Origin of the sequence: Antarctobacter heliothermus, from assembly GCF_900188425.1 — a bacterium.
GTDB classification, from domain to species: Bacteria; Pseudomonadota; Alphaproteobacteria; order Rhodobacterales; family Rhodobacteraceae; genus Antarctobacter; species Antarctobacter heliothermus.
The window spans coordinates 89,646-105,055 of record NZ_FZON01000004.1; the positions used below are offsets into that span (position 1 = coordinate 89,646).

Annotated in this window: 17 protein-coding genes; 7 read left to right on the plus strand and 10 right to left on the minus strand. The window is 57.3% G+C overall.

The genetic code is table 11. The features are described 5' to 3' along the window. Positions 1–30: 30 nt before the first annotated feature. Both CHB90_RS03405 and hrcA read right to left on the minus strand, forming a co-directional pair. Positions 31–594, minus strand: a complete 564-nt coding sequence (locus tag CHB90_RS03405; protein WP_089276448.1) for a nucleotide exchange factor GrpE — start codon at positions 592–594, stop codon at positions 31–33. Positions 595–605: 11 nt separating this feature from the next. Beyond that, the gene (gene hrcA, locus CHB90_RS03410) at positions 606–1,670 is read right to left on the minus strand and encodes a heat-inducible transcriptional repressor HrcA (RefSeq protein ID WP_089276449.1); all 1,065 of its coding nucleotides are present in this window, start codon (positions 1,668–1,670) and stop codon (positions 606–608) included. Positions 1,671–1,782: 112 nt separating this feature from the next. Between hrcA and rph the strand changes: the two genes are divergently transcribed. From rph to hemW, 3 genes are read left to right on the plus strand one after another with little or no spacing between them, the layout of a single operon-like run. Next, positions 1,783–2,496: a ribonuclease PH gene (gene rph / locus CHB90_RS03415; protein WP_089276450.1), complete on the plus strand. Its 714-nt coding sequence runs from the start codon at positions 1,783–1,785 to the stop codon at positions 2,494–2,496. Continuing rightward, positions 2,496–3,110 carry an RdgB/HAM1 family non-canonical purine NTP pyrophosphatase gene (gene rdgB / locus CHB90_RS03420; RefSeq protein ID WP_089276451.1) on the plus strand — a complete coding sequence of 205 codons (615 nt, stop codon included), beginning with the start codon at positions 2,496–2,498 and terminating at the stop codon, positions 3,108–3,110. The genes rph and rdgB overlap by 1 nt, the downstream gene beginning before the upstream one ends. After that, positions 3,067–4,263: a radical SAM family heme chaperone HemW gene (hemW, locus tag CHB90_RS03425; RefSeq protein WP_089276452.1), complete on the plus strand. Its 1,197-nt coding sequence runs from the start codon at positions 3,067–3,069 to the stop codon at positions 4,261–4,263. Before rdgB ends, hemW begins: the two co-directional genes overlap by 44 nt. A gap of 9 nt (positions 4,264–4,272) precedes the next feature. On the opposite strand, the gene CHB90_RS03430 is transcribed toward hemW, so the two are convergent. Genes CHB90_RS03430 through rho form a run of 6 tightly spaced genes read right to left on the minus strand, consistent with a single transcriptional unit; the run spans position 4,273 to position 11,069 of the window. Next, positions 4,273–5,190 (minus strand): ParB/RepB/Spo0J family partition protein, encoded by a 918-nt coding sequence (locus CHB90_RS03430; RefSeq protein WP_089276453.1) that lies wholly within the window; start codon positions 5,188–5,190, stop codon positions 4,273–4,275. A 25-nt stretch (positions 5,191–5,215) separates the two neighbouring features. After that, positions 5,216–6,025: a ParA family protein gene (locus CHB90_RS03435; protein ID WP_089276454.1), complete on the minus strand. Its 810-nt coding sequence runs from the start codon at positions 6,023–6,025 to the stop codon at positions 5,216–5,218. After that, positions 6,018–6,635 carry a 16S rRNA (guanine(527)-N(7))-methyltransferase RsmG gene (gene rsmG, locus CHB90_RS03440; RefSeq protein ID WP_170940972.1) on the minus strand — a complete coding sequence of 206 codons (618 nt, stop codon included), beginning with the start codon at positions 6,633–6,635 and terminating at the stop codon, positions 6,018–6,020. Before rsmG ends, CHB90_RS03435 begins: the two co-directional genes overlap by 8 nt. Then, positions 6,632–8,509, minus strand: coding sequence for a tRNA uridine-5-carboxymethylaminomethyl(34) synthesis enzyme MnmG (gene mnmG / locus CHB90_RS03445; RefSeq protein ID WP_089276455.1), 1,878 nt, complete (start codon positions 8,507–8,509; stop codon positions 6,632–6,634). The genes rsmG and mnmG overlap by 4 nt, the downstream gene beginning before the upstream one ends. A 3-nt stretch (positions 8,510–8,512) precedes the next feature. Beyond that, entirely contained in the window at positions 8,513–9,790 is a 1,278-nt protein-coding gene (mnmE, locus tag CHB90_RS03450) for a tRNA uridine-5-carboxymethylaminomethyl(34) synthesis GTPase MnmE (RefSeq protein WP_089276456.1), read from the minus strand. Between the two features lie 7 nt (positions 9,791–9,797). Continuing rightward, the gene (gene rho, locus CHB90_RS03455) at positions 9,798–11,069 is read right to left on the minus strand and encodes a transcription termination factor Rho (protein ID WP_089276457.1); all 1,272 of its coding nucleotides are present in this window, start codon (positions 11,067–11,069) and stop codon (positions 9,798–9,800) included. A gap of 534 nt (positions 11,070–11,603) precedes the next feature. Here rho and CHB90_RS03460 point away from each other — a divergent pair. From CHB90_RS03460 to dnaQ, 4 genes are read left to right on the plus strand one after another with little or no spacing between them, the layout of a single operon-like run. Beyond that, a complete protein-coding gene (locus CHB90_RS03460; protein WP_089276458.1) occupies positions 11,604–12,203 on the plus strand; it encodes a Maf family protein in 600 nt (199 codons plus the stop codon). Next, the gene (locus tag CHB90_RS03465) at positions 12,200–13,033 is read left to right on the plus strand and encodes a shikimate dehydrogenase (protein ID WP_089276459.1); all 834 of its coding nucleotides are present in this window, start codon (positions 12,200–12,202) and stop codon (positions 13,031–13,033) included. Before CHB90_RS03460 ends, CHB90_RS03465 begins: the two co-directional genes overlap by 4 nt. Next, on the plus strand, positions 13,030–13,623 hold the full coding sequence (gene coaE, locus CHB90_RS03470; RefSeq protein ID WP_089276460.1) for a dephospho-CoA kinase: 594 nt from the start codon (positions 13,030–13,032) through the stop codon (positions 13,621–13,623). Before CHB90_RS03465 ends, coaE begins: the two co-directional genes overlap by 4 nt. Beyond that, positions 13,616–14,344 (plus strand): DNA polymerase III subunit epsilon, encoded by a 729-nt coding sequence (gene dnaQ, locus CHB90_RS03475; protein ID WP_089276461.1) that lies wholly within the window; start codon positions 13,616–13,618, stop codon positions 14,342–14,344. The genes coaE and dnaQ overlap by 8 nt, the downstream gene beginning before the upstream one ends. 13 nt (positions 14,345–14,357) lie before the next feature. On the opposite strand, the gene secB is transcribed toward dnaQ, so the two are convergent. Further along, positions 14,358–14,846 carry a protein-export chaperone SecB gene (secB, locus tag CHB90_RS03480; RefSeq protein WP_089276462.1) on the minus strand — a complete coding sequence of 163 codons (489 nt, stop codon included), beginning with the start codon at positions 14,844–14,846 and terminating at the stop codon, positions 14,358–14,360. A 56-nt stretch (positions 14,847–14,902) separates the two neighbouring features. Continuing rightward, positions 14,903–15,403 (minus strand): FxsA family protein, encoded by a 501-nt coding sequence (locus tag CHB90_RS03485; protein ID WP_089276463.1) that lies wholly within the window; start codon positions 15,401–15,403, stop codon positions 14,903–14,905. Positions 15,404–15,410: the final 7 nt, after the last annotated feature.

Below are 15,410 nucleotides of genomic sequence, written 5' to 3' on the forward strand. Positions count from 1 at the left end.
GTGCAAGAGAGTGTGTCGCCGTGAATCCGTTCAGGACGCCGGGGTAGAACTGACGCCGACCTGCGCAGGGCGCAACAGCCGATCGTACAACAGGAACCCCTCAGCAGAGACCTGAATGATATCGCCCGCGCGGGTGCCGGGCAGCGGGGCCTCGAACATCGCCTCATGTTCCTGCGGGTCAAACCTGTCGCCGACCTTGGGGGTGATGCGGGTCACTCCGTGACGCTCAAACACCTTGAGCAGCTCCTTGAGCGTCAATTCGACCCCTTCAACCAGCGCGACAGAGGCCTGTGCGTCATCGTCCTGCGCCGCAGCCAGTGCGCGGTTGAGGTTGTCGTAGACGGGCAACAAATCGCGCGCAATCCGGGTGCCGCCATATGCCTGTGCCTCGCGCCGATCCTTTTCGGCGCGCTTGCGGGTGTTCTCGGCGTCCGCGAGGGCGCGCATGAACTTGTCCTTGAAGTCGTCCCGCTCTGCCCGCAGTTCATCTATCGCAAGGGCCACGTCATCAATTTCCTCGTTCAGGTCGGCGTGCTCTTCGGCGGCGGCCGCATCTATATCGTCGAGAAAATCATCCTTTTTCGGGTCTGCCATGCCTTCTACCTTTAACTCCGGTCGGCGATCATTCGGCCGACCAGTTGAGCCGTGTAATCCACGATCGGAACGATCCGACCATAATTCAGGCGTGTCGGTCCGATCACGCCCACCGCACCAATGATCTTTCGGTCCGCGTTCATATATGGAGACACCACCAGAGAGGAACCCGAAAGTGAGAAAAGTTTGTTCTCCGAGCCGATAAAAATGCGCACCCCTTCGCCTTCGTCGGCCAGTTCAAGAAATTCGGCGATGTCCCGCTTGCGCTCAAGGTCGTCGAACAAGCTGCGGATGCGATCAAGTTCCTCTTGGGCAGAGTCCTCTTCGAGCAGATTCGCCCGCCCGCGCACGATCAGACGTTCGCCGCTGTCGCCCTGACCATCCCAGACCGCGATGCCAGCGTCGATCAGATCAGCTGCCAAGCCGTCGATCTCTCGACGTCTGCGCGAGATCTCTGACTGCATGGTCTTGCGCAACTCGCTGAGGGTACGGCCCTCGACCAGCGCATTGGTGAAATTGGCTGCCTCTCGCATCGCGCTGGGGGTCAGACCGGGGGGCGGGGTAAAGACGCGGTTTTCGACGTGACCATCCGCAAAGACGATGACCACCAGCGCCCGGTCCCGCGCCAGGCTGACAAACTCGATATGTTTGAGCGGAGCCTCATGTTTCGGTGACAAGACCAGGGACGCGCCATGTGTGACGCCCGACAGTGCCGATCCGACCGCATCCAGCAGGCCGGACACATCGCCCGCGTTGCGGCCCAGCGTGGCGTCCAACTTTTCGCGGTCGTGGTGATCAAGGTCGCGCACTTCCAACAGGCTGTCGACAAACATCCGCAGTCCCAGTTGTGTGGGGATACGTCCCGCCGACACATGCGGGCTGTCGAGCAAGCCGAGGTATTCAAGGTCCTGCATGACGTTGCGGATTGTCGCCGCCGAGACCTTTTCTGACAGGGTGCGGGTCAGCGACCGCGACCCGACAGGATCGCCGCTGGACAGATAGCCTTCGACCACGCGGCGAAACACCTCGCGCGAGCGGTCATTCATCTGTGCCAGAAGTTCGCTTGCCTCAGTCATCACCTTGCCCTTGTCGGAGCCATTAAAGAGCGCGTGGCCGGAACGTCAATCGGGGTTGCATATCCGGGGCACGGCTGTCTATCCCGGATGTGACCAGAAAAGAGGACATACCATGCGACCGTCAGGACGTGATCTAAGCGAAATGCGCGCCGTTTCAATCGAAACAGATGTGACAAAACATGCAGAAGGGTCGTGTATGATCCGGATGGGCGACACGCATGTGCTGTGCACCGCGTCGCTGGAGGAACGTGTGCCGCCCTTTATCAAAGGGTCGGGACAAGGCTGGGTGACGGCCGAATACGGCATGTTGCCGCGATCAACCTCTACCCGGATGCGGCGTGAGGCTCAGGCGGGCAAGCAGGGTGGCCGGACGGTCGAGATTCAGCGTCTGATCGGGCGGGCACTGCGCGCCGGAGTGGATCGCAACGCCCTGGGCGAGCGTCAGATCACCGTGGATTGTGACGTGATTCAGGCCGATGGTGGGACACGCTGCGCCTCGATCACCGGCGGCTGGGTCGCGCTGCGTTTGGCGGTGAACAAGCTGTTGAAAGCCGGGGACATTGTCAGCGATCCGCTGATTTCGGAAATTGCCGCCGTCAGCTGTGGTCTCTATGCCGGACAGCCGGTTCTGGATCTGGATTATCCCGAGGATTCCGAGGCCGGTGTTGACGGGAACTTTATCCTGCGGGCCGATGGCCGTTTGATCGAGGTGCAAATGAGCGCCGAAGGGGCGACCTTTTCACGCGATGAGATGAGCAAATTGATGGACCTCGCCGAAAAGGGCGTTGGCGAACTGGTCGCCGCGCAGCGGGCGGCGGTCGGCTGATGCGACGGTTTACCGGAGACCGTCTGCTTGTCGCGACGCATAATCGCGGCAAGCTGGAGGAAATGACCCAACTGTTGGCGCCATACGGGGTGTCATGTGTCGGCGCGGCAGATATGGATCTGCCGGAGCCCGACGAAACCGGCACAACCTTTGTCGAAAACGCCCGGATCAAGGCCCATGCAGCGGCGAAAGCGACCGGGATGCCCGCGCTTTCGGATGATTCCGGTATCGAAATCGACGCGCTGAACAAGGCACCTGGAGTTTATACCGCTGATTGGGCCGAAACCGGATCTGGACGAGATTTTGTGATGGCAATGGAAAAGTCACACAAGATGTTGTTGGACGTGGGCGCGCCAGAGCCGTGGACCGCGCGGTTTTGCTGTACGCTTGTGCTGGCGTGGCCGGATGGAACCGATGCGGTCTTTCCTGGCGTCATGGAGGGCAGGGTGGTCTGGCCAATGCGTGGATCGCAGGGCCATGGGTATGATCCGATTTTTCAGCCAGAAGGGCACGAGATAACCTTTGGCGAGATGGATCGATGGGAAAAGAACCAGATTTCGCATCGTGCAGATGCGTTTCGAAAATTTGTGGCCGGGTGTTTTGACCCAAAATAACCTTGAGAATTGGCAGATCGGCGGGTTTGGACTGTATGTTCACTGGCCGTTTTGCGAGGCAAAGTGCCCCTACTGCGATTTCAACAGCCATGTGGTGTCTCACGTTGACCAGGGTCGCTGGGCGCGTGCCTTGGCCGACGAGATACGCCGGGCTGGTGCGGAGACATCCGACCGCGTCCTTGGGTCGATCTTTTTCGGCGGCGGGACACCGTCCTTGATGACGCCTGAGACCGTTTCAACCGTGATCGAAGCTGCACGGGACTGCTGGACCTTTGCAAATGACATTGAGATCACGCTGGAGGCAAATCCACGCTCGGTCGAGGTGCAGCGCTTTGAAGGGTATGCGCGGGCCGGTGTGAACCGGGTTTCTCTAGGCGTACAGGCTCTGCACGCCTCGGACCTGAAGCGGTTGGGGCGGTTGCACGACGTCGACGAAGCAAAGACCGCATTGGCTGTTGCCCGATCCGTGTTTGAGCGGGTCAGTTTTGACCTGATCTATGCGCGGCAGAATCAGACGCTGGACGACTGGCGGTCCGAGCTGGGCGAAGCTCTGGATATGGCCGTCGATCATCTGTCTTTGTATCAATTGACAGTCGAAGAGGGGACTGCTTTTTGGGATCGCGCCCGGGCAGGGGGGTTGCGCGGATTGCCGGGTGAGGATCTGGCGGCGGATATGTATGAGGTGACGCAAGATCTGTGTTCGACGGCAGGATATACGGCCTACGAGGTGTCAAATCATGCGCGTCCCGGCGCCCAGTCCCGGCACAACCTGATCTATTGGCGGTATGGCGACTGGCTCGGCATTGGCCCTGGTGCGCATGGACGTTTGGGGACGGCGACACAACGGGTAGCGACGGTTGCATGGCGTCAGCCGGGTCTGTGGCTGCAACACGCCGAGGCGGGCTCAGGCTTGGAAAGCCGCGCGTTTTTGGATGTGTCAGATCAGGCCGGGGAATACCTGATGATGGGTCTGCGTTTGGACGAAGGCCTAGATATTGAGCGCCTGCATAGACTGGATTCGACTGTCGCTGGTCCCGAAGCTGTGGCGGAGTTGGTTGATCTTGATTTGGTTCTATGGGACGGACCAGTTTTGCGGACCACCGCGAAAGGGCGGTTGGTCCTGAATTCTGTGGTCGCGGCGCTGTTGCCCTGAGGTGTCGTGTCAGCGGGCAGAGCTGAGTATCCCGCAAAGAACGTCGAGATGTTCCAGCGTGTCGTAGGAGATTGTCACGCGCCCGGCATCCTGGCCTGGCTGATGTTCAATCCGGACCTTCATACCCAAAGCCGCGCTGAGATCGCCTTCCAGAGCACGGGTGTCTGCATCCTTGTCCATAGAGAAGGCGCCGTTGGAGGCCTTTTTGCGAGGCTTGCCCTCTGGCGATCCTTGTTTGACGAGTTTTTCGGTGTCGCGCACCGACAGCCCCTTTGCCACGACGGTCTGAGCCAGGGTTTCCGAATCCGGGGACGTGATCAGGGCGCGCGCGTGGCCGGCGCTGAGTCGCCCTTCTGAAACATGCTGCTGAACTGTTTCTGGCAAGTTGAGCAGGCGCATCAGATTGGCGATGTGGCTACGGCTTTTGCCCAGGGCCTCCGCCAATTTTTCCTGTGTATGACCGAACTTGAACATCAATTGCTTGTACCCGGCTGCCTCTTCGATGGCATTCAGGTCTGCGCGTTGGATATTTTCGATAATGGCAACTTCGAGTACTTCGGTGTCGTCAAAATCTCGAACAAGCACAGGGACTTCGTGTTGCTGTGCCATCTGGGCGGCCCGCCAGCGGCGTTCGCCAGCGACAATCTCGAATTTGCTCGCATCGTGGGGCGAAGGCCGTACGATCAAAGGTTGAAGAACACCCTTTGTCCGGATCGAAGCCGCCAATTCATCCAGTTGAGTCTGGGTGAACGTGCGGCGTGGCTGATCCGGGTTGGGGATCAGCGCCTCTATCGGAATCATGCGGTCAGGTCGACGCAGGCCCTCTGACTGGGCGGGCGCGTCCTGAGTCGGTGCGACATCGGCCATGAGCGCCGACAGGCCTCTGCCAAGTCCGCGGCGGGTGTCCTTTTTGGGCTTTTCTGACATGCCTGTCCCCTTGTTGCGTCGCCGGTCAGGCCGCGCGTTGATCGTTTTTCTTCACCAGCTCTTCGGCCAATGCGCGATACGCCTGCGCGCCTTTTGATGACGTGTCATATGCCAGAACAGGCAGAGCGTAGGAGGGTGCCTCGGATACACGCACATTCCGCGGAATCACGGTTGTGAATACCAGATCTCCAAGGTTCGCGCGGGCATCCGCCTCAACATGTTGGGATAGGTTGTTGCGCGCATCATACATCGTGAGGACGATGCCTTCGATGCGGAGCGACGGGTTTGCGCTTTGCCGGACTTCGCGAATCGTCAGCATGAGTTGAGACAGCCCTTCGAGCGCGAAAAACTCACTTTGCAGGGGGACGAGAACAGAATGCGCCGCAACCATCGCGTTTACGGTCAAAAGGTTCAACGACGGCGGACAATCCACGAGGATCACATCAAAACCGTAGTCATCGAGAGCCGGCTGCCGAAGCGCGTCATGCAAAAGAAAGCTGCGTTTTTCGTTGGAATACAGTTCGATATCCGCTGAACTGAGGTCCACCGTCGCCGGAATCAACGAGAGATTCGCCGTCGATGTGGCCAAGATTACGTCGGACACTGCCACATCGCCCAACAGAAGATCATAGGTGGTATATTCGCGATCGTCGGTTTCTATGCCAAGACCGGTTGAGGCGTTGCCCTGCGGATCAAGATCGACCACTAGCACTTTTTGCCCCTGTTCGCACAAGGCTGCGCCAAGGTTGATGGTTGTCGTTGTCTTGCCGACGCCACCTTTTTGATTGGCAATAGCAATGATTCTAGGACCCGGGGGGCGTGTCGGATCAGACATGGACGAGGTCTCCGATTTCCAAGACTACAGCGTTTGGATTTGTCTTACTTGTATGCGGGGTGCAGGAGAATTGCCATTGCGCTCGAGCGTCCTCCACCTCTTTTCCCCAATTTTCGCCTTTCATGAGCAAAGCACTCCCCTGAGGAGAGAGGTGTCTTGCCGCAAAATCGAGCAATTTGGTCAGTGGGGCAAGGGCACGCGCCGAAACGGTGACGGCGTTTTGTGGTGACGCCTTTTCGATCCGCTCCGACAGCACTCTGGTCGTGAGATCCGTCTGGCGAATTACCGTCCTGAGGAAAGTGGCCTTGCGGGTATCAGATTCAATCAAGGTCACCCGTCGGTCCGGCGCCAGTTCTGTTTTCAAAATAGCAACGACCAAACCTGGGAAACCGCCGCCGCTGCCCAAATCAACCCAAGGCCCCGACTGCGCTTTATCCAGCGCGGAGAGTTGTGCCGAATCGATGAAGTGACGTTGAACTGCATCTTTTATCGTCGATCTTGCCACGAGATTGATTCGTGGATTCCACTTTTCGAGTAAGGCCAGATATAGTGTCAGACGCTCCGATGTTTCACGTGAAACAGCGTACCCAAGCATCTCTGATGAAATCATCCCGCGTCTTTACGCGCAAATTGACGGATTTTTGCCAAGATCAACGTCAGTGCCGCAGGAGTCATTCCATCGATGCGCCCAGCTTGGGCGATCGACTCTGGGCGTGCACGGTTCAGCTTGATCTTGAGCTCATTGGACAGCCCCGGAAGCGGATTGAAATCAAAACCCTTCGGGATCCGAACGGCCTCATCCTTTTTCAGGACTTCAACATCCCGCGCCTGACGATCAATGTAGTTGGCATAGAGCGCTTCGCGTTCCAGTTGCAAAGCCGTCGAGTCATCAATCTCTGCCAAAGCCGGATCAAGTTGAACAACCGTGGCAAAGGACACGTCCTTGAAAGACAAAAGCTGAAACGCTGTACGGCGCGTCCCGTCTAGATTCACCGCGACTCCCGCACGTTGAACTTCGGTAGGGCTAAACTGTGTCGCTTCCAGTCGTTTGCGCCCCTTTTCCAACGCCGAGAGCTTTTTTTCAAACCGTTCCTGGCGCGTTTTCGAAACACCGCCCAAGGCGATTGCCATGGGCGTCAGCCTCTGATCCGCGTTGTCCGCCCGAAGCGAAAGCCGAAACTCTGCCCGACTGGTAAACATGCGGTAAGGTTCACTTACCCCTCGCGTTGTCAGATCGTCTAACATCACACCGATGTAACTGTCGGTCCGGGAAAAACGGACAGGGTCCCGATCAAGTGCCGTGGACGCAGCATTCAAGCCAGCGACAAGTCCCTGCGCCGCCGCCTCTTCATACCCTGTTGTTCCATTGATTTGTCCCGCCAGAAAAAGGCCCGTCACATCACGAATTGCCAGTGTCGCGTCTAGGGCCCGTGGATCGACATAATCATATTCAATTGCGTATCCCGGCTGAAGGATCTCAACCTTTTCCAGGCCCGGAATGCTCCGGACATAGGCTTCTTGGACCTCCTCTGGAAGCGAGGTCGAGATGCCGTTTGGATAGATTGTCGAGTCGTCCAATCCCTCAGGCTCGAGGAAGACCTGGTGCGACGTCTTATCGGCAAAACGCACAACCTTGTCTTCAATTGAGGGGCAATAGCGTGGACCTACGCCCTCGATGTGGCCGCCGTACATTGCCGATCTCTCCAAGTTCTTCCGGATAATTTCATGTGTTTTCTCAGTGGTATGCGTAATTCCACAAGACACCTGACGCGCCCGAGGTTTATGGGACAGAAAGGAAAACAGGACGGGATCCTCATCCCCAGGCTGCATGTCCAGTCCACTCCAATCAATGGTGCGGCCATCCAGACGGGGAGGGGTGCCGGTCTTGAGTCGCCCGATTGGCAGAGACATCTCACGAATGCGATCAGCAAGCCGAACTGATGGATTGTCGCCCATCCGACCACCGGGGTGCTTTCGGTCTCCAATATGAATGACGCCGCGTAGAAATGTGCCGCTGGTCAGAACAACCGCGCGTGCTGCAATACGAGTGCCATCAGAAAGAACAACCCCATGAACACTATTTGACTCAAGAATGAAGTCGACAACTTCTCCTTCCACCACCGTTAGGTTGGGGGTTTCTGCGATCTCTGCCTGCATAGCCTTGGCATAGATTTTGCGGTCTGCCTGCGCCCGCGGTCCTTGTACGGCTGGTCCCTTGCGCCGGTTCAAAAGGCGGAACTGGATTCCTGCAGCATCGGCGATACGCCCAATGACACCATCCATGGCGTCAATCTCGCGTACCAGATGACCTTTCCCTAACCCACCGATCGCCGGATTGCAGGACATCACGCCTAGATCAGCGCGTCTCAACGTCACTAGCGCGGTCTGCGCACCCACCCGGGCCGACGCAGTCGCGGCCTCTGTCCCTGCATGTCCGCCGCCGACAACGATGACGTCAAAGCTATGATGTTTCACGTGAAACACTCCTCACTTCCCAATGCAAAAACTCGAGAAGATTTGATCCAGTACATGTTCGACATCCACATACCCTATCAGGCGTTCAAGCGCACGAAGGGCAATACGGATTTCCTCACTGGCAAGATCATACACATCAGTTCCGTCATCCAGAAACACCCTCGCTTGTTCAAGATGAGCCAAGCCATCAGTCAAAGCAATCCTGTGACGCTCCCGGGAAACAAGGCCAGCACCTCGAACGATACCAGACAAACGCGATGCGATCATGTCCAGCAATTCCGGGACACCCAGGCCTGTCAGTCCGGATACACCTACTCCCGCTACATCCCCTTTCGCGGTCACCACGATGTCACCGGAAACCTCGTCCAGAAGAGGGGATTCACCAACCGGGACCAGATGAACACGCAAATCTGCCGATGCCGCGCGTTCTCGCGCCCGCTCTACACCAATTCGTTCAACCTGATCCTCACTATCGCGCAGACCTGCGGTATCCAGCAAAGTTACAGCCAATCCATTGACTTCCATCCGAACTTCAATCACGTCGCGCGTCGTTCCCGCGACATCCGAAGTGATCGCAGCCTCTCGGCCGGCGAGATAATTCAATAGGGTTGATTTGCCGGCGTTAGGAGGTCCGACAATTGCAACTTCAAGACCAAGTCGCAGCCGTTCCGCCGAACTCATGCCACGCAATTCCGCCGCAACCTCAGCGCATACTGCGTCAAGCAGCTCTCGCACGTCGGCTGATACATCAACGGGCACGTCTTCATCCGCAAAATCTATGGTTGCTTCCAAAAGGGATACAGCCCGCAGGACCTGATCGCGCCATCCGCCAACACGTTGCCCCAGCGCCCCAGACAAAAGCCGCAGCGCTTGGTGCCGCTGTTGTTCTGTCTCGGCCTCGATAAGATCCGCCAAAGCCTCAACCTGGCTCAGGTCCAGCCGTTCATTGTCCAGTGCCCGCCGGGTAAATTCACCTGGCTCTGCGCTTCGCAACCCTTCCATTTCACCCAAGATTCGCAGCAAAGCCTGAACCACCGCCACACTACCGTGGACCTGAAATTCCGCCACCGGTTCCCCTGTGAAACTGGCACCCTCCGCGAAAACCAACACCAATGCTTCGTCGAGAAAATCACCGTCCGGCGCTACCAAGCGGCGAACAGACGCTACGCGAGGCTCCGGAATAGAGCCGGCCAGACACTCCACCGCGCGCCACGCGTCGGGCCCGGACACGCGAACCACGGACACCCCCGCCTTTCCGGCGGCACTCGTCAGAGCAAAGATGGTCTCCATGGCGCGATCAGCTGTTCATCGAATCAAAGAATTCGGTATTCGTCTTCGTTTGCTTCAGTTTGGAGATCAGGAACTCGACCGCATCCGTTGTGCCCATCGGGTTCAGAATCCGCCGCAGCACAAACGTCTTCTGAAGATCGATTTTATCCACCAAAAGCTCCTCTTTCCGGGTACCGGACTTGAGAATATCCAGCGCCGGAAAGACCCGTTTGTCGGCAACCTTGCGATCAAGAACGATCTCGCTGTTGCCCGTGCCTTTGAATTCTTCAAAAATCACTTCATCCATCCGCGATCCAGTATCGATCAACGCCGTCGCAATGATTGTGAGCGATCCACCTTCTTCGATATTCCGCGCCGCACCAAAGAACCGCTTCGGTCTCTGCAAGGCGTTTGCATCGACACCGCCTGTCAAAACCTTACCCGACGATGGCACCACCGTGTTGAACGCTCTACCAAGTCTAGTGATAGAGTCGAGGAGGATTACAACATCTCGTTTGTGTTCAACCAGACGCTTGGCCTTTTCAATCACCATTTCAGACACAGCGACGTGCCGTGTGGCAGGTTCATCAAAGGTTGAGGAAATCACCTCACCTTTAACAGACCGCTGCATGTCGGTTACTTCTTCCGGTCTTTCGTCGATCAACAGAACGATCAGATAGCACTCTGGATGGTTCTTCTCGATCGAGTTGGCAATATTCTGTAGCAGCACTGTCTTACCTGTCCGCGGCGGCGCCACGATCAACGACCGCTGACCTTTGCCAATCGGTGCGACAAGGTCAATAATCCGGGCAGAGCGATCACGGATCGTCGGATCCTCAATCTCCATTTTCAGTCGTTCGTCGGGATACAGCGGCGTCAGGTTGTCAAAGGCGATCTTGTGCTTGGCCTTCTCAGGTTCCTGAAAGTTGATCTCTTCCACGGAAACCAGCGCAAAGTACCGCTCTTCCCCATCCGGTGCCCGCATCTCTCCTTGGATCGAATCCCCGGTGCGCAGGGAATATTTGCGGATCATCTCGGGCGAGACATAAATATCGTCCGGACCCGGCAGATAGTTCGCTTCGGGCGACCGCAGAAACCCAAAGCCGTCCTGAAGAACTTCCAGCACGCCGTCACCAAAAATGATCCACCCTTCATCTGCGCGTTCGCGCAGGATCTGGAACATCATTTCGCCTTTCCGCATGGTCGAGGCGTTCTCGATTTCCAGGTCCTCCGCCATTGAAAGCAGATCTTTGGGGCTTTGTGCCTTCAGGTCGGACAGGTTAAGCTTTTCTTCGCTCATGGCACATAAGGTGAGACCCAAGGGCTCACACATCCTTTTTCTAGCGGGGAAACTGCCTCCGGACGAAGGCAAGGTTGGCGTAACGCATTCGCCGGGTGTGCGTCAATGAACTTTGCAAACGTTCACCGGGAACGACCCTATTCCTTAATAGTTAGAAAATAGAAAAGGTTTATGAAGTGTTAGTGACACGATTTTCTGGGGATTATCCAGATGTCCCCAGATTTTCGAACAGCGCAGGACTGTCTGGAAAACTTCGGGGATCAATTTTAGGTAAATCAAGGAATTCAGTAGTTAATTGTTTGGATACAGTATGTTAGCGTCTTACTTTCTAAAGCATTCCGACTGAATAACCTTAAGCACAACCTGGGTCTCGTGCGATTTTCCCGCATGCGAAACTTGTGCTTCCTCACAGGGTGACAAACCTTGCGTCCCCAAGGATGGATGCCACATCCACCCCCATGCTTGCATGTGCCTCGCTTTTTCCGCAGAAACATCCGCAAGCAAGCACACCGACCTGTCCCCGGTTTTATCCCCATGTCTTTTGATCTTCTTCTCGCTTCCAGTTCCCGGATCCGTGCCGACATGCTGCGTGCAGCCGGTCTTGTGATCCAGATCGAATCATCCAAAGTTGACGAGGACAGCCTCAAGGCTGCTTTGTTGGCCGAAGCGGCCAGCCTGCGTGACGTGGCCGACACATTGGCAGAGGCCAAGGCGCGCAAACTGGGCCAACGGTATCCGGGCGAAATGGTGCTTGGCTGCGATCAGGTCCTTGAGCACGCCGGTGGCCTCCTGTCTAAACCGGAAACCCGTGATGCGGCTCGCGAACAGTTGTTGCGTTTGCGCGGCCAGACCCACAGACTCCTGTCTGCGGCAGTTCTCTATCATGAGGCACAGCCGATCTGGCGGCATGTCGGAACCGCACGCCTGACGATGCGGGACTTTTCGGACAGCTATCTGGAGGCCTACCTTAACCGCAACTGGCCCGATCTCGACACGTCCGTCGGCGGCTACAAACTCGAAGCCGAAGGCGTCCGACTCTTTGCCCGGATCGAGGGCAATCATTTTACCATTCTGGGTTTGCCGCTCGTTGAACTGTTGACCTACCTTTCGAACAGAGGAACCATTCCGGCATGAGCCTCGCGCGTATACCACTTGCCGCTGTCATTGGATCTCCGGTGGCGCATTCCCGATCCCCGCGTCTCTTTGCCCACTGGCTGACGAGGCATGGTTTGCCCGGGCATTACATCCCGATGGACATCCCGGAAGTAAAGCTGGCAGAAACCATCCGCTTGCTGCCCTCCCTCGGCTTTGTGGGTCTCAACGTCACCGTGCCCTACAAGGAAAAGGTGATGGAGATCGCGGATCTTGTGTCTGACCGGGCCACGCTGATCGGAGCTGCCAACACGCTGATTTTTCGCGACGACGGGCGCATACATGCAGACAACACTGATGGCTACGGCTTTATGGAAAACCTGCATCAGAACGCACCGGACTGGAACCCCGCGGCGGGTCCGGCCACGGTCTTCGGGGCAGGGGGCGCGGCCCGGGCGGTCATTGCCTCATTGCTCGATGTTGGTGTTCCCCAAATCAGACTGACGAACCGCACACGTCAAAGGGCCGAAAACCTGCGAGAGACGTTTGGTCACCGGGTTGAGGTCTACGATTGGGTACAGGCCGGAAATATCATCGAGGATTGCGCTACGGTGGTGAACACAACCGCTTTGGGCATGGCCGGAAAGCCGCCACTGCGGGTGCCTCTGGATGCATTGGAACCTGGTATGCTGGTCACCGATCTGGTGTACACGCCGCTCGAAACCCGGCTTCTTCAAGAGGGTAGGGCACAGGGATGCACCGTGGTTGATGGCCTTGGAATGCTCTTGCACCAGGCCGTCCCGGGGTTTGAGCGCTGGTTCGGTGAGCGGCCAGAAGTAGACGAGGCTACACGTCTGGCCGTCCTGGAATGAGATTCAAGCTTGGCCTGACCGGTTCTATCGGTATGGGCAAATCGACCACCGCCAAGATGTTTTCCGACGCAGGATGTGTCGTATGGGATGCCGATGCCGCCGTTCACCGACTGTACAGCACGGGTGGGGCGGCTGTCGCACCTTTGGGTGTGTTATTCCCTAATGCAATCAAGAACGGCGCTGTATCGCGCGCGGAACTGCGCGAAACCATTGCAGCCCACAGGTCCGCGCTGTCCCAAATCGAAGCGGTCGTTCACCCGCTGGTGCAACAGGATCGCGAGACCTTTATCGAAAATCATCCTGATGCCATCGGCGTTTTCGACATTCCCTTGTTGTTCGAAACCGGCGGTGACGCGGCGATGGATGCAACAGTCTGCGTCAGTGTTCCACATGAAACACAATCAGCGCGTGTTCTGGCCCGTGGTAGTATGACCGCCGAAGATCTGCACCATATCCTGGCGCGCCAGATGCCGAACGAAGAAAAATGCGCCCGCGCCACCTATGTGATAGAGACCGACACCTTGGAACACGCCCGCGAGCAGGTGCAAGACGTGCTCAAGGACATCGAACAAAGGGGAAAACATGCGTGAAATCGTCCTCGACACGGAAACCACCGGGTTCGATCCCGAACAGGGCGATCGCATTGTCGAGATCGGTGCGCTCGAACTGTTTAACCATGTTCCGACCGGCCGAACCTATCACCAGTACATCAACCCGGAACGCGGTATGCCGGATGAGGCATTTGGCGTGCACGGCATCGGTCCCGACTTGCTCAGTCCTGCCCGTCCTGCAAATCCGGGCGAAGTCACGCTGAAGGACAAGCCGGTATTCTCCAAGGTCGTAAACGCCTTTCTGGAGTTTATCGGTGACTCTCGGCTGGTCATCCACAACGCGGCCTTTGACGTGAAATTCCTGAATGCCGAATTGCGTTGGACCAACCGCCCGCTGCTGCCCAAAGGTTGCGCCATCGATACCTTGGACATCGCTCGCCGCAGATTTCCCGGCTCACCCGCCTCGCTTGACGCACTGTGCCGCCGGTTCAGCATCGACAATACCGCGCGAACGCTACACGGCGCGCTGTTGGACAGTGAAATTCTCGCAGAGGTCTATCTGGAACTGATCGGTGGCAAGCAACCGGATTTCGGCCTGTCCACTTCCGACGGGAATTCCGGGCAAGACAGATCCGATCCACTCTGGCGTCCCCGTCCACGCACCAAAGAGCTTCCGTCTCGCCTGTCAGAAAACGAAAAGGCGGCTCACGCCGCCTTTGTCGAAAACCTTGGTGAAGCAGCGCTCTGGATCAAGACCTGAGCGCGGCCAAAACTTAGGCCTGGGCGGTGCCTTCCGGCGTTGCCTGACGGCGGGCAATCTCGTTGCGGTAAAGCGCAAGGAAATCGATCGTTTCTAGATTCAGCGGTGGGAAACCACCGTCGCGTGAGACGTCCGAAACGATGCGACGCACAAACGGGAACAGCATCCGTGGGCATTCAATCAGCAGGAAGGGATGCATCTGCTCTTCGGGCACGTTCTCGATCGAAAAGACGCCGGCATAGTCCAGCTCCATCAGGAACAGCACGTCATTGCTGCCCTTGGCCTTCGACTCGATCTTGAGTTTCATGACCACTTCGTACTGGTTTTCGGCGGTCCGCTTCTTGGCGTCCAGATTCACCTGAACCTGCACATCTGGCTGAACCTCTCCGGTCACACCCTTTTGGGACAGGATGTTCTCGAAGGAAAGGTCGCGAATGAATTGGGCCAGAATGCTCATCTTGGGCGGCTGTTGCGCCTGCCCTGCACCGTTGGTCTCTGCCATGGATCGGTCTCCCGTTGAAATCTCAGCCGGAGGCATAGCAGCGCCCGGCGGTACGCTCAATGCCTCGTCCAGCCTGAACCGGGGTGATTGGGTGACTTGTCCTTGGGAATCTCGGTAAATTCACCGTCGATTACGTCGCCCGGATCCCCGCGCGCTGCCGGATCGCGGTGAACCGGTCCTTGCGCTCCCGGTCCCATCTGAAACTGCGTCACATGAACGCGCTGCCGTGCCCAACGGAACACAGCCGTGCGCACCGGCGGCGCCAAAAGCGCAAATCCGACCGCATCGGTGAAAAATCCCGGAGTCAGCAACAGCACGCCAGATACCAAGATCATGGCACCATGCGCCAAAGGCTCACTGGGATCATCAAGGTCCGAAAAGCTGCGCCGCAGGTTGTTCATGGCAACCTGTCCTTGTGCCCGCACCAACCATGTACCGATAATTGCGGTCAAAACCACCACCGCCAGCGTTGGCCAAAGCCCGATCAGACCGCCAACCTGAATGAACAGGGCAATCTCGATCAGCGGAACCATGAGAAAAGCCAGGAATAGCCACATGGGAACG

Bases quoted from the DNA above. Each gene is read 5' to 3' on its own strand.
- CHB90_RS03405 (WP_089276448.1), bottom strand. From the start codon at position 594: ATGGCAGACCCGAAAAAGGATGATTTTCTCGACGATATAGATGCGGCC.
- hrcA (WP_089276449.1), bottom strand. From the start codon at position 1,670: ATGACTGAGGCAAGCGAACTTCTGGCACAGATGAATGACCGCTCGCGC.
- rph (WP_089276450.1), top strand. From the start codon at position 1,783: ATGCGACCGTCAGGACGTGATCTAAGCGAAATGCGCGCCGTTTCAATC.
- rdgB (WP_089276451.1), top strand. From the start codon at position 2,496: ATGCGACGGTTTACCGGAGACCGTCTGCTTGTCGCGACGCATAATCGC.
- hemW (WP_089276452.1), top strand. From the start codon at position 3,067: ATGCGTTTCGAAAATTTGTGGCCGGGTGTTTTGACCCAAAATAACCTT.
- CHB90_RS03430 (WP_089276453.1), bottom strand. From the start codon at position 5,190: ATGTCAGAAAAGCCCAAAAAGGACACCCGCCGCGGACTTGGCAGAGGC.
- CHB90_RS03435 (WP_089276454.1), bottom strand. From the start codon at position 6,025: ATGTCTGATCCGACACGCCCCCCGGGTCCTAGAATCATTGCTATTGCC.
- rsmG (WP_170940972.1), bottom strand. From the start codon at position 6,635: ATGATTTCATCAGAGATGCTTGGGTACGCTGTTTCACGTGAAACATCG.
- mnmE (WP_089276456.1), bottom strand. From the start codon at position 9,790: ATGGAGACCATCTTTGCTCTGACGAGTGCCGCCGGAAAGGCGGGGGTG.
- rho (WP_089276457.1), bottom strand. From the start codon at position 11,069: ATGAGCGAAGAAAAGCTTAACCTGTCCGACCTGAAGGCACAAAGCCCC.
- CHB90_RS03460 (WP_089276458.1), top strand. From the start codon at position 11,604: ATGTCTTTTGATCTTCTTCTCGCTTCCAGTTCCCGGATCCGTGCCGAC.
- CHB90_RS03465 (WP_089276459.1), top strand. From the start codon at position 12,200: ATGAGCCTCGCGCGTATACCACTTGCCGCTGTCATTGGATCTCCGGTG.
- coaE (WP_089276460.1), top strand. From the start codon at position 13,030: ATGAGATTCAAGCTTGGCCTGACCGGTTCTATCGGTATGGGCAAATCG.
- dnaQ (WP_089276461.1), top strand. From the start codon at position 13,616: ATGCGTGAAATCGTCCTCGACACGGAAACCACCGGGTTCGATCCCGAA.
- secB (WP_089276462.1), bottom strand. From the start codon at position 14,846: ATGGCAGAGACCAACGGTGCAGGGCAGGCGCAACAGCCGCCCAAGATG.
- CHB90_RS03485 (WP_089276463.1), bottom strand. From the start codon at position 15,403: ATGTGGCTATTCCTGGCTTTTCTCATGGTTCCGCTGATCGAGATTGCC.